The sequence below is a fragment of the Orenia metallireducens genome (assembly GCF_001693735.1).
In the GTDB taxonomy this organism is placed as follows: domain Bacteria; phylum Bacillota; class Halanaerobiia; order Halobacteroidales; family Halobacteroidaceae; genus Orenia; species Orenia metallireducens.
In genome coordinates this window covers 65,644-79,169 of record NZ_LWDV01000008.1, presented here as the reverse complement: position 1 = coordinate 79,169, position 13,526 = coordinate 65,644, and the positions used below count along the sequence as shown (strand labels likewise).

Sequence of the window (13,526 nt, the reverse complement as noted above, 5' to 3'; positions counted from 1 at the left end):
TTTTCACCTACCCTTCTTCCTATATATCATTATTTTCAGATTATTTGAATTTTATTCATTGCTTAATTGGCATTAAATAACTTTCCTAATGATAATTTTTGAGAAAAGTAGTTATCTTGATTTATATTGTCAGGCTATAAGGTATAAAGTGACAGTAACAAATGACGATTAACAGGTGACAGTTAAGATCTTTACTCGTTACTAAATTATCGTATTATCTCTCTATTTTCCTATAATAAAAGAAGATGATATCTTCATCGATATCACCTTCTTTAAGTTCACTTCCCTATCTCTTTAACTGCATTAAGTGCTGCAACTTGTCCTTCTCCTGTAGCCTTACTGATCTGTAATGGCTCTCCAGTACAATCTCCAGCAGCATAGACCCCTGGTACATTAGTTTCAAGATTTCTATTTACTTTGATATACTTCTTACTAGCTAATTCCAATCCATCAACTATCTCTGTAGGTGGTACAGTCTCCCTTAGGATAAATACACAAGCTACATCATATTCACCTGTAGTTAATTTTACTTTATTTGCCATATCCTCACCAGTTATCTCCTCAACCTTACCCTCTACAACTTGGATTCTCTCATCTAAATTCTCAATCTCTTTATATTGGGCTACATAATAGACATTTTCACAGATATCTGCTAGAAAATTTGCCTCTTCCTCATGATGGGCACTATCACTAATTACCATTACATCTTTACCTTTATATAGCATTCCATCACAAGTAGCACAATAGCTAACACCCTTACCTATGTATTCTTCCTCACCCTTCAATCTTGCTTGTTGAATTACTCCTAAGGCTAAGATTAGTTTTTTAGCTTGATAGTTCTCACCATTAGTAGTAACCATAAACTTCTCTCCCATTGGAAAAGCTTTAACTACCTTCTGCTTAATAATTGGAACCTCTAAATCCTCAATATGTTTAATATAAGCTTGTGCTAGCTCTGGTCCACTGACATTACTAAAGCCTAAGTAATTATTAACATGGGGTGCCCAATCAATCTTCTTAGCTACTTGTCCACCTTCAAAGATAGCAACACTCTTATTACGAGCCTTTGCATTAATAGCTGCTGACATTCCTGCTGGCCCTGCTCCTACAATAATAATATCATATTCTTCCATTTGCATAACTCTCACCTCTTAGTTTATTTTATCCATTATATCAAATAATTAAGCGGATTTCACTATTTGATTGGCAGTGCTTTATATAATATCCAGATTTGAACTAAAATTTACTATAAAAAATAACTATTAATGGGGATATTACGACAGTTTAGTAATCAGTGACGAGTGACGGGTAACGAGTAAGAAGCTCTTCTCATCACTTGTCACTTATTACTCGTTACTGTCGTAATCTCTCTATTATCTAATTTCTCCCTAATCTGCTTGCTCTATCAATCTTTTAATCTCTTCTTCTAATTTTAATGGAGAAGTGATAGGAGCATATCTTTTAACTACATTACCTTAGGCATCAATCAAAAACTTGGTGAAATTCCATTTAATCGCTTTATTTAATACTCCAGATTACTCTTCTTTAAGATAATCATATAATGGAATATTATCAGAACCATTAACATTAACCTTTGCAAAGACAGGAAAAATGATTCCATAATTTAACTGGCAAAAGGATTGAATCTCTTGATTAATTCCTGACTCTTACTTGCCAAATTGATTACATGGGAAAGCCAATATCTCAAATTTTTCATTCCCGTATTTCTTGTATAGCTCTTCCAATTCCTCATATTGGGGAGTAAAACCACACTTACTAGCCGTATTATTATAAGTACTTTACCTTTATACTCTGCTAAGCTGACCTCTTTGCCATCTGCAGCTTTAACCTTAAAATCATAAATAGACATTTTAGCATCTCCTTTTCTATTATTTTATAAATCATTCCCTGCCTTTATCAATTCTTATCCATAAACTCTTTTTAATCAATTAAAGATAGTAAATTTGACTCAATTAAATTGTGCACAATTTAATTGAGTCAAATTCCTCCTTAATCTCCCCTTGCCCTTAATAAATTAAAATACTATCAACCTATAAGACCTCTTTAATATACCCTTCCATATCCCTTGGCTCTACATATGGTTCAAATCTCTTTAAAACCTCTCCATCTCTACCAATAACAAATTTAGTAAAGTTCCATTTAATTGAGTCACCATGAATATAACTAGGGAATTTTGAACTTAAAACAGAGTATATCAACTTACCATTAGGATTGTCTAAATCAAAGCCTTGATGAGGAGCTTTATCTGTAAGGTATTTAAATAATGGAATAACATCTTCACCTCTAACATCGATCTTAGCAAAAATAGGGAATTCAACACCATAATTCATAGTACAAAAACTCTGTGCTTCTTGACTAGTTCCAGGCTCTTGATTAGCAAATTGATTGCAAGGAAATCCTAAAATCTCAAGCCCTTCCTTTTTATACTTAGAGTATAATTTTTGTAAATCTTCATATTGAGGAGTAAAACCACATTTACTTGCAGTATTAGCTATTATAAGTACTTTACCTTTATATTCTTCTAAGCTAACCTCTTTACCATCTACAGCTTTAACCTTAAAATTATAAATAGACATTCTATCAACTCCTTTTAATTTTTAATTATTTATAAGATTTTTCACTAATTCATCTAACTTCGCTTTTAACAATAAAGCATCTTCCTCTGTTAACCCTGTTTTACAGAAAGCCTTAGTTGGTATCTCAAAAGCTCTCTCTTTTAGGTCTTTCCCTTTTTCAGTTAAAGCTATAATTAAAACCCTCTCATCCTCCTTACTTCTCTTCCTTTCAACTAAATTCATCTTCTCTAATTTCTTTAATACTGGAGTTAAAGTTCCAGAATCCAAATATAACTTCTCTCCAATATCCTTCACAGAGATATTATCCTCCTCCCAAAGAACAAGCATTACAATATACTGGGTATATGTTAAATTTAACTTTTTAAGATAAGGTTTGTAAATCCTAATAATCTCCTTTGAAGCAACATATATGGGAAAACATAATTGGTTCTCAATCTTTAATAAATCATCATTAGTAATATCCATCACCCCTTTTTATTTCAACAATTAAATTTGACTCAATTTAATTGTGTGCAATCTAATTATAGCGCTACTAAATTGAAATTGCAAGAAATATTTCCATGTCTTTTAATATAACACGATATTCTGATATAACATTTTTTCTATTAACTCGAGACTTTAATAGAATTAACTAACTTAAAAGTAAAAATTCCCCCTCAAATGAGGAGGAATAACTATAAGGTGATTATATGCTCTTCTAAAGATATTCACTCATAAAAGTTGATGGTTTACTCTTAGGAGGTTAACTCATCAATTATCTGATAACCTCTACCTTTTAAATACTTCTCTAATAAGATGCTACTTATAATAATTAGAGGAATAGAGGTAAGCAGTCTAATCAAGGTAAATTTAATCCCTACATAAGAAGCCTCAAATAGAGTCATTGGTATTCTACAGATAGCTGCAGCCCCAATATATGTAAAGATAATCCTTAAGCTAGCCCCTTTTTTCAACAGGGAATGAGCAACAGGAAAAGCTACATATAGTCCTCCTACTGTAGTACCAGATAACAAGATAGCCCAGATAAAGGCAAGATGATTTGATTGATTACCCAAATGCCTCTCTATAACTTCTCTATCTACCCAAGTATCAAAAAGACCAATCAAGATAAATACTGCTGGCAGAAACTTTACCATTGTTAGGGTGAATTGAAGAAAGTTATCATATATTCCTTCCCCTACATTATAGTTAAATATAAAACTTAATAACACAAAGACAATAAACAACATAAATAGACCATATTTTTTCAAATTATTTAAGTTCATATTATTATCTCCCCATAGAAGATACCCACCAATAGTGAGACCAATAAAGCTACTACTAAACTTATAAAGTTTCTAATAATAGTTACCCTTATTCCAAAAAACTCCTTTTCAATTGGATAAGTTAGTACTCCAACCATCATCAATGTAGTAGTAAATCCACCAATCACCGTATAGCTAACACCCTTAGCTAATAATATTCCTGCCAAAGGAAAAGCAATAAAACCTGGCATCAAAGAGATTGAACCTAAGAGCATAGCTAATATAAGCCCTATAAAACCACTACTCTGCCCTAAAAACTTCACAATCATCTGATCAGATACAAAATAGAGTGAAATAGATACTAAAATTATCATATTCAAAAATACAGATAAATTCTTGATTAGCTTCTTTATCCCTATCCTAACACCAGCTATTGTCTTCTCTTTATCCTTTATAAACAGAACTATCGTTAACAAGAAAGTTAATAGATATATCATCTCTCTCACCTACAGATTTAATATCAACTCTAGATTTAATCTTACTTAAGCAACTTCTTAATCTCCTCTTTACTTGCTACTCTACCCTTTATTTTAACCTTACCATCAATTGCTAAGCCAGGGGTCTTCATAATCCCAGCTATTGCAATTTCAGCCATATCAGTTACTTTCTCTAATTCAATTTCAACCCCCAACTCTTTAGCTGCAGCCTTAGCATTATCAGCTAAAGTAATACAGTTTTTACACCCTCCACCATAAACAGTAACTTTCATTAAAATTCCCTCCTATTTATCTTTTTGAATTAGTATTTTTATATAATAAATCATAATCTATCTCTATATTCTCCAACTTCTTTGCAAACCAAAGCCTAGAATCATCTAAGCCTTTATTATAGATTAAAGCCCCCAACTCTTCTAAAAAGAAATCCAGTACCTTTTCAGCAGCAATAATTCCAATCTCCTCTTCTCTTTCATCATAGAAGAAGCCTTGAATCTCATTAATTAATCTATTCCTTTTTTCTCTTGATAATTCTAAAATTGAATCCAACCTCCCTTCAAAATTATTTATCAATAATTTATACATACTACATAATAAAATTGAACATATATCCTACCCCAATAATAGCTATTCCCACTACAGTAATAAAAATTGCTATCAGCTTAGGCTTAATCACTTTACGTAAGATAATCATCTCTGGCAATGACAATGCTGTAGTAGCCATCATAAAGCTTAAGGCTGTTCCTAAAGCTACACCTTTATCTAGAAGTGCTTGAGCAATGGGAATTGTCCCCATAGCATTGGAGTAAAGAGGGATACCTATCAATACAGCTACTATGACAGATAAAGGATTTCCTTCACCTGCATACTTAGCCAATACCTCTGCGGGAGCATAACCATGGATTAAAGCTCCAATCCCAATTCCAACTAAGACATACTTCCAGACTCGTCCTACTATATCCTTGACCTCTCCCTTGGCATAATCAATTCTCTGCTCCCAGGTTAACTCCTTTATCTCCTCATCATCATCGATCTGAATCTGATAGACATACTCTTCTACCTCAGACTCTAAGCCCATACTTCCTATAATCATTCCCCCAACTACTCCAACAACTATTCCACTAATTAAATATAGTGTTCCTATCTTCCAACCAAATAATGAATATAACATTACTAATGCTACTTCATTAACGATTGGTGAAGTAATTAAGAAGGAAAAGGTAATACCCAAAGGTACACCTGATTCGATAAATCCAATAAAGATCGGGACAGAAGAACAGGAACAGAAAGGAGTTACTACCCCTAAAGCAGATGCTAAGAAATTACCCACAAACTTACCTCTGTTACTTAATAACTTCTTAGTCTTCTCTGGCGGAAAGAAACTTCTAAGAATTGAAATGAAAAATATCATAATACTTAATAAAACTATAATCTTAATCGTATCATAAAAGAAAAAATGTACTGACTCACCTAAGCGAGTTCCTTCACTAAAATTAAGCCAATTATAAATCACCAAATCGGCAAACCATTTTATCACTCTCCATCACCCCTCTAATAATGACTCTCTAGTCTCCTCTAATTGCTTTAGTAAAATCACTTTAGCTATCTTTAAAATTTCAATAACCTTCTCATCCTTTAGGCTATAATAGACCTGTAGTCCATCTTTTCTATCTTTAACTAATTGGGCATTCTTTAACTTGGCAAGATGTTGGGAGATATTGGATTGGCTCTGGTCTAAATGTTCATAGATATGGCAAACACATAACTCCCCTTCTCTTAATAATTCTAAGATTTGAATTCTAATTGGATGTGCTAATGCTTTAAATAAGTCACTCTTTAGCTTAGCTAATAATGGCATATATTTTTCCTCCTAGTTTATCTATTATAAATTAATTCTACATTCTATAATATAACCGTCTCTACTTTGTAGCAGATGCAATAAATATACTAATACTTATCTTCTCAGAGTTACAATCTTTTATAGTACAGCAATTTGATCCTAGACAATCTACATTAATATCTTTTAATCCCGCTTGGATAAACCACTTAGCTATATCCTCCCTATCAAAACCCAACCATCTATCACATTGTTCTCTTCTTAAAGATTCAAAGTTGTGCTTATCTAAGTCTGTTATTACTAGCTTGCCACCATCCTTTAATACTCTAGCCATCTCTTTGATAACCTCTACTGGCTTCTCTACGTGGTGTAAGAACATATTGGCAAAAACATAATCTACCTCTCCATCCTCTAAAGGTAATTCCTCTGCATTGCCTTGACGATACTCAATATAACCTTTATCCCCAAACTTCTCCTTAAGTTTATTAAGCATCTCTAGAGATTGGTCTACTGCAATTACTTCTATTTCTCTCTTAACTAGACCTTCAGTTATAAATCCAGTACCTGCACCAATATCGGCTGCTTTTCCTTCTTTGACTTTTGCTACAGAGTACGCCTTTTCTCTTACACTATCAGAGAAGAATTCAGCTCTCATAATATCCCAGTTCTTAGCTACTTTATCAAAATAGTGTTTACTCTCCATATGACTCTACTCCTCCTTAATTCTAGCTTATAAATCAAACCTTTTAATTATTTAACTACATTAGAATATTCTAATGTAGTTATTAAAAAATTTTATTTATATAAGTATATCATTAATCTCTAATATAATTATATATAATTAATAATTTTATGTCAAGAAAATATTACTAAAAGCAATTGCCAAAATTATTTAACCACAGGTTTCAACCCATTGGTGACACAATGATTCCTAAAACTCTAAGGCTTCTCCCTAGTTAACTAAAATATTAAATCATTAATGCCTACCTGGCTACACTAGCGTTGCATCTAAATAATTAGATAAAATAAGTAAATCTCAACTTTCTCGTAAAAATGAAAGTAGAAATAATATAATCTTTTTTGAAATTTTTCAGCATTTATTTAATAAACTTAAAGCTAAGCAAGGTCTTAGAAAGAACTTGAAAGATATAGGCTTAGTAAAAATCATAGATTCTTCAACTGTTAGCCTATGTTTATCATTATTTCCTTGGGCTAAATTTAGAAAAAGCAAGGGTGGTATTAAGCTTCATACTGTATATGATTTAAATAATGAAGCCCCTGAAAATATCCTTATTACTAATGCTATTATTCATGACAAGGAAGTATTTGATAAATTGAAATTAGACCCTAGTGTTACTTATCTTTTTGATAGAGCCTATATTCATTATGAGAAATTTGATCAATTTATAAAGGATGATATTTACTTTGTAACAAGGGCAAAGTCAAATACTAAAATCGAAATTATCCAAACTACGCCTTTAACTACTAAAGATATACAGACCAATATATTATTAGATGCTGATGTTATGCTAGGAGATCATACATCAAAAACTAGAATGAAATATCCTATGAGATTAGTTAAGGCTAAAATAATTGATAAGGATAATAAAGAAAAAACTATTGATATCTTAACAAATAGGTTTGACTTAGAAGCCCGTGTTATAGCTGAACTGTATAAAGAACGTTGGCAAATAGAATTGTTCTTTAAGTGAATTAAACAACATTTGAAAATAAAAAGATTCTTTGGACAAAATGAAAATGCTGTTTTAATCCAGATTTATACTGCCATAATTCTATTTTTAATTTTAACGCTAATCAAGAAAAAGTCTAGGTTTAAAGGATCCTTACTTGAACTTACTAGAAAGATAAAATACTCTATGTTTAGATATATTAAGAAAACTTTCAATTGGATTAATTGGTTAAATAAACATTAGTTTGAAGATAATTGCTTTATACCAAGGGTAACTTTAACTTGATTCAGAAATTTATTGTACATTTTGATTTTTAATGATATATCTAAATTATTTAATAAAATTTCAATAGGACATTTGTCCTATTATTAAATTTAAAAGTATGGGTAATGAAATATAGCAAGAGTTTTAATTGTTATTTTTTAACAATACAACAATAGTGAATTCTATCACTCATTTATTAAAAACTGTTCTAGTCATAACAAAACCCTCTCCACCATAATAGTTAAAGCTATATACTATTGGTCTATTTTTAGAAAAAGTCGTCCTAATATTCTTTAAAATTGGTTGCTTTATATCTATCTTCAATAATCCACTTAATTTATCATCTGCTAAGATTGCACTTATTTCATCTTTAGCTTTTGTAGGTTTATGACCGCTTCTCCTTAGCATCTTATATATAGATTTCTGATTGATATTGGTTTCTAATAAATCTGGACAAATAGCATATGAGATATAAGACTGTTCAAATCCTATTGGTTTTTCATCAGCTAGGATTATCCGTTCTATTAAAATAACCCCTTCATCTGAATTTAGATTCAACTCTTCAATAATTTTCTTGTTTGGTTTTATTAACTCTTTGTTAATAATTTTATTATTAGGTATCTTTCCTTCAGATTTGATATGTTCAGTGACCCCAACTAGACTAGGAAAATCATTTAGATTATCCTGAGAAACAAAGGTTCCTTGCCTTTCTCTTCTTTCTAAGATACCTTCATTTACCAAATTTTCAAGAGCCTTTCTAACGGTCATCCTACTTACCTCAAATATTTTACCTAGTTCCCGTTCTGATGGAATTTTTTCACCTCTGCCATACTCTTTATTCTCAATCTTACTTCTAATTAAATTCTCTATTTGATAATATAACGGTATATTATTATCTTCGAATTTCATCTCTTAACCTTCTTTCTATATTAAATACGATTTATCTTTATTAATATCTGTAAAGAGTATAATTTCCTCAATGTCATACAATTAAAGCTTGACAGTAAAAAGATTATAGTAACTCAGCTAATACTTTTGCCACTCCATCATCATCATTACTTTCAGCTATTATATCTGCCTTCTCCTTTAGTTCATTAAATTCAGAGTTTGCCATAGCTACAGCAGTTCCTACAATCTCCAAAAGTTCTAAATCATTTCCACCATCTCCAAAAGCGATGGAGTTTCTAACATCAATACCTAACTTATCTGCTAAATATTTTAGTCCTGTACCCTTAGATATATTAAGTGGATTTATCTCTAAGTTATCTTTAGAAGAGCTGCTTAGTTTAATCTTATCCCCAAATTGCTCTATAATTCTTTCTTTAAAGGATTCCATCTCATCTATTTTACCCATTACATCTATCTTTTGCACAGCTAAAGAACCATTTTCTATCAGCTCATAAATATTATCTATCTGTCTTCTCGATTTAAATAATCTGATCAATCGCTTTATCAATGAAACGCTTTTAAATATGTTTAATTTATTCTTAAATACTCTCTTATCAGTTAAACTCATCTTAATAAATTTAAATTTATTCTTCATATAAATTTCTTTTGGAGCAGCCAGTGAATAATTAAATGATGGATATTTCTCTATTATTTTAAGCAAGGAGATAGTATCTTCTTTGCTAATATTCCTATTAAAAATTACCTCACCATTGAAATCAACTATATAGCTACCATTATTAGTGATATAAGCCAACCCTACAATATCCTCTACTAAACTTCTAGCTTCATGATAATTTCTCCCAGTTGCAATAGCAACCTTATAACCCTCTGAAATCAATTGCTTTAATATCTCTTTATTTTTTGGAGAGACTTCAGATTGTGAATTCAATAAAGTCCCATCCATATCTAATAAGATCATCTCTATTTTATTATTAAACATCTCTATCATCTCCTATATATATTCATCCAACCCTACTTTATTTTGGAGTTAGATAATAGTACTCAAATAGTAAAAATTAAAATATCAAAATAGACCTTAAGAGTCTTCAGCTGTTGATTGTGTCTCTACAAAAGTTACTCCTCCACTTGAGATAGCTATGGCACATACTAATTAATAAGGCTAAACTTATTTTAAAGATATCGAACTTTTATCAACCACTCTTTTTGACTTATATTAGTATCTTACAGATAGATATTAATCTTATTGGAACAATGATCACAAATTATGAAAAATAGGTTTCATTTTTTCAAAGGTACAAAATTGTTTATAACCTAGTCTTTTAAGCTCCTCTTTTACATATGAGATATTATAACCTACATGTTCTTCTTTGTGAGTATCTGATCCAATTGTAATAATAGTTCCACCCAATTCTCGATATAACTTTAATATTTCTCTTGAAGGTGTTAAATCTTCTAATCCATATCGGAAGCTAGAGGTATTAATTTCAATTCCCTTGCCGTGTTCAATCACCTGACTTAAAATTTCAGTCACAATATTTTCTATCTTTTCAAAAGGATATTCCCCTACTTCATCATATCTTTTAATCATATCTAAATGACCTAAAACACTATAACCATCATATCTCTTTATTACTTTCAATATTTCCTCATAATATTTTTGATTATACTCCTGCTGTGTTCTTCCATTTTGGAAATCTTGTGACCAGAACTCTTGATTATCTACTTGATGGCAAGAAAGAATAACAAAATCAAAATCATATTGTTGAAAATCCTTTTGAAATTGATTGATTGTATGTACCTGCATCCCAAATTCAATTCCAATTTTTAAAACAATCTGATCTTCATATTCTTTCTTACATCGTTGAAATTCCTTGATATAAGTATTATAATCACAATTCAAATCTCCCTTTACTCCATAATCTACATGCTCAGTAAAGCAGATCTCATCAATTCCTAATGATATTGCTTTTCTAACTACATCCTCCATTTCATAAGTAGAATCATCGCTAAAGTTCGTATGAATATGATAATCTGCCAACATATATTATTCCTCCTTCTAATTTTAATTTCAAATTTCTAGTTTCTCTATAATTAACTATGTAACACTCTTATCTAGTCGATAGTACAATGAACAGTCAATTCTGGTCTATACCAGAATATTCAATAAAAAAATCCTATAACTTATATTTGATTTTAAAACAATTAAAAAGTACTTCTTAACTTCATAAAATAAAGCACTTCTAAAATATAAAAAATTTATATTTTAATTATAAGTAAACTAAAATTTATTGTCAAGATTTTTTCTTAAATACACTAGTTTAAACCTTATTACTTTATAAGATAACAAATGATAGCTATCCTGTAGAGAGTTCTACTTAGTAGCTACCATTTATTAATCCTAAGCTATGAAGTTTCATAACCATTAATTATCAGTTGTGCTCTTTCATTAAAAAAGGTCTTATATCCTAAATAAACAAAAATAACCACAGTTAATGAAACACTTCCTAATATCCCTAGCATGATAGCTATCTGATACTCAATAGCAGTCAGTGGTGAGACTCCAGAGAGAATTTGACCAGTCATCATCCCTGGCAAAAAGATAATCCCCATCCCCATCATCGAATTGATTGTTGGTAGAATAGCTGAATTAAAGGCATCATTAACTGCCTGCTGAGTAGCTTTTTTAGGTGTAGCTCCCAACATCAAAGCAGTTTCAACTTTTGCTTGATTCTCTTTCATCCCTGAAATCAACCGCTCTACACCTAAAGATATACCTGTCATGGAGTTACCGATGAGCATCCCTGCTAAAGGAATAAAGTATCTAGGATCATACCAAGGCTTTAAGCCAATTACCACTAAGATAAAGTAGAGTAGACTTGTTAGGGTTCCAATAGCCATAGAGAAAGCTATAATCTTCTTTAACTCTCTACTAATTTTGGTATTTACCCGTTGATAAATATTATAAATAGCAAAGACCTCCATCACAGCGATAATAATGAGAGTAAATAAGTAATTATCCTGTTCAAAGATATACCCTAATAGATAACCTACTAGAGCCAATTGTAAAGTCATCCTAGTAGTAGCTAATAATAACTCCTTCTCTCTGTCTATCCTTCTAATCTTTAAGAAAAATAACAAGATAAGTACAAAGATATAAGCAGCCACTAACTGCCATAGTCGTAGATGAATTATACTTGTCTGCTCCATCTAATTCTCCTCCTCTCCTATAACTCTTCCCTCTTGTAAAGTAATAATCTTATCTCCATATTCTAGAGCAATATCTTTAGAATGAGTAATCATAATTAAAGTTTTACCTTTATCTCTTACATAATTAACTACTGTCTCAATTACAAGCCTCTCTGTCTCTTGGTCTAAGGCTGAAGATGGTTCATCTAACAAGAGAACTTTAGGATTTAACAATAAGACCCTTGCTAAAGCTAATCTCTGTTTCTCTCCCCCTGATAAACTCTGAGTATTAGCAGTTAATCCTTTAGATAAGTGTACAACTTTTAATACTTTTTTTAACTCCTCTTCCTCTGGGATAGCTTCTTCTGTTAATCTAAAACCAATCTCTAAATTATCTTTAATACTACCTCCAAAGATAATAGCGTTCTGAGCTAACATAATCACTTCTCTTCTTAACTCAACTGGATTGAGCTGATTAATATCTTCTCCCTTATATAAAATAGTTCCTGAATCTACACTGACCATATTATTCAACAACTTAAGTAAGGTTGATTTACCTGCCCCACTGGGACCAATAATCGTAGTTATCTTATTATCTGGAAATTCTAAACTATCAATTTCTAAGATATTCTTGAACTTAACCTTTTCTAGACTGAACATTAAATTCACCTCCAAATTACTTTATTCTCTAAAGATATTTATATTCCTATTTACTATTATACACAGTCTTTAATTTAACATAATATTAACAGAAGATAAACAGGTTATTAGATAATTGATCTTGAACTTACTAAGAACAAGGTCTTTTTAGCATTCATTATAATAAGGAGGAATTGAGATGAATAAAACTAAAGTATTATTTCTTTGTACAGGAAACTCTGCTCGTAGTCAGATGGCAGAAGCATTTTTGAGAGAGTATGCTGGAGAAAAATTTGAAGTGTATAGTGGTGGTTTAGATGCTAAAGGGATAAATCCTTATACTAAAAAAGTAATGGATGAAATAGGAATAGATATCAACAAGCAAGAGTCTACTCCTCTTAAGGATTATTTAGGTCAAAAACACTTTGGATATTTAATTACAGTATGTGCAGCTGCTGAAGAAAACTGTCCAACCTTTCCCGGTGTAACTAAAAGATTACATTGGGCTTTTGAAGACCCAGTGGCCTTTGAAGGCAATGAGGAAGAAAAATTGAATAAATTTAGAGAAATAAGAGATAAAATTAAAGAAAAAATCAAAACTTGGTTAGTAGAGAAAAATTAAATTATAATTATAGATAAGATAGGGAGGGATTTTAATCCCTCCC

16 protein-coding genes and 2 pseudogenes are annotated in these 13,526 nt (G+C 31.0%); 2 read left to right on the top strand and 16 right to left on the bottom strand.

Going from position 1 to position 13,526, the window contains the following annotated elements:
• Nucleotides 1–278 precede the first annotated feature (278 nt).
• From U472_RS05220 to U472_RS05170, 11 genes and pseudogenes are all read right to left on the bottom strand, one after another.
• Entirely contained in the window at nt 279–1,139 is an 861-nt protein-coding gene (locus U472_RS05220) for an NAD(P)/FAD-dependent oxidoreductase (protein ID WP_083189767.1), read from the bottom strand.
• Nucleotides 1,140–1,388: 249 nt separating this feature from the next.
• A pseudogene (locus U472_RS17520) lies at nt 1,389–1,870 on the bottom strand (glutathione peroxidase).
• A 181-nt stretch (nt 1,871–2,051) separates the two neighbouring features.
• Entirely contained in the window at nt 2,052–2,597 is a 546-nt protein-coding gene (locus U472_RS05210) for a glutathione peroxidase (RefSeq protein WP_068716221.1), read from the bottom strand.
• Between the two features lie 21 nt (nt 2,598–2,618).
• Nucleotides 2,619–3,062, bottom strand: coding sequence for a MarR family winged helix-turn-helix transcriptional regulator (locus U472_RS05205; RefSeq protein ID WP_068716219.1), 444 nt, complete (start codon nt 3,060–3,062; stop codon nt 2,619–2,621).
• Nucleotides 3,063–3,331: 269 nt separating this feature from the next.
• A complete protein-coding gene (locus tag U472_RS05200; protein ID WP_068716217.1) occupies nt 3,332–3,862 on the bottom strand; it encodes a permease in 531 nt (176 codons plus the stop codon).
• The gene (locus U472_RS05195; RefSeq protein ID WP_068716214.1) at nt 3,859–4,338 is read right to left on the bottom strand and encodes a conserved protein, permease-related protein; all 480 of its coding nucleotides are present in this window, start codon (nt 4,336–4,338) and stop codon (nt 3,859–3,861) included. The genes U472_RS05200 and U472_RS05195 overlap by 4 nt, the downstream gene beginning before the upstream one ends.
• A gap of 41 nt (nt 4,339–4,379) precedes the next feature.
• Entirely contained in the window at nt 4,380–4,610 is a 231-nt protein-coding gene (locus U472_RS05190; protein ID WP_068716211.1) for a thioredoxin family protein, read from the bottom strand.
• A 16-nt stretch (nt 4,611–4,626) separates the two neighbouring features.
• Entirely contained in the window at nt 4,627–4,884 is a 258-nt protein-coding gene (locus U472_RS05185) for a DUF2164 domain-containing protein (protein ID WP_245684746.1), read from the bottom strand.
• Between the two features lie 37 nt (nt 4,885–4,921).
• Nucleotides 4,922–5,872 carry a permease gene (locus tag U472_RS05180; protein WP_068716207.1) on the bottom strand — a complete coding sequence of 317 codons (951 nt, stop codon included), beginning with the start codon at nt 5,870–5,872 and terminating at the stop codon, nt 4,922–4,924.
• 6 nt (nt 5,873–5,878) lie between these two features.
• Nucleotides 5,879–6,193 (bottom strand): ArsR/SmtB family transcription factor, encoded by a 315-nt coding sequence (locus tag U472_RS05175; protein ID WP_068716205.1) that lies wholly within the window; start codon nt 6,191–6,193, stop codon nt 5,879–5,881.
• A gap of 61 nt (nt 6,194–6,254) precedes the next feature.
• Nucleotides 6,255–6,875: a class I SAM-dependent methyltransferase gene (locus U472_RS05170; RefSeq protein WP_068716203.1), complete on the bottom strand. Its 621-nt coding sequence runs from the start codon at nt 6,873–6,875 to the stop codon at nt 6,255–6,257.
• 313 nt (nt 6,876–7,188) lie between these two features.
• Here U472_RS05170 and U472_RS16160 point away from each other — a divergent pair.
• Nucleotides 7,189–8,106 (top strand): annotated as a pseudogene (locus U472_RS16160) (IS4 family transposase); the annotation flags it as partial.
• A 210-nt stretch (nt 8,107–8,316) separates the two neighbouring features.
• On the opposite strand, the gene U472_RS05160 reads toward U472_RS16160, so the two are convergent.
• The 5 genes from U472_RS05160 to U472_RS05140 form a co-directional block, all read right to left on the bottom strand.
• On the bottom strand, nt 8,317–9,036 hold the full coding sequence (locus U472_RS05160; protein WP_068716199.1) for a GntR family transcriptional regulator: 720 nt from the start codon (nt 9,034–9,036) through the stop codon (nt 8,317–8,319).
• A 103-nt stretch (nt 9,037–9,139) separates the two neighbouring features.
• Nucleotides 9,140–10,015 carry a Cof-type HAD-IIB family hydrolase gene (locus U472_RS05155; RefSeq protein ID WP_068716197.1) on the bottom strand — a complete coding sequence of 292 codons (876 nt, stop codon included), beginning with the start codon at nt 10,013–10,015 and terminating at the stop codon, nt 9,140–9,142.
• 276 nt (nt 10,016–10,291) lie between these two features.
• A complete protein-coding gene (locus U472_RS05150) occupies nt 10,292–11,077 on the bottom strand; it encodes a histidinol-phosphatase HisJ family protein (protein ID WP_068716195.1) in 786 nt (261 codons plus the stop codon).
• A gap of 362 nt (nt 11,078–11,439) precedes the next feature.
• Entirely contained in the window at nt 11,440–12,243 is an 804-nt protein-coding gene (locus U472_RS05145; protein WP_068716193.1) for an ABC transporter permease, read from the bottom strand.
• Nucleotides 12,244–12,882: an ABC transporter ATP-binding protein gene (locus U472_RS05140; RefSeq protein ID WP_068716191.1), complete on the bottom strand. Its 639-nt coding sequence runs from the start codon at nt 12,880–12,882 to the stop codon at nt 12,244–12,246.
• A gap of 178 nt (nt 12,883–13,060) precedes the next feature.
• Here U472_RS05140 and U472_RS05135 point away from each other — a divergent pair, with 178 nt between their 5' ends.
• A complete protein-coding gene (locus U472_RS05135; RefSeq protein WP_068716189.1) occupies nt 13,061–13,483 on the top strand; it encodes an arsenate reductase ArsC in 423 nt (140 codons plus the stop codon).
• Nucleotides 13,484–13,526: the final 43 nt, after the last annotated feature.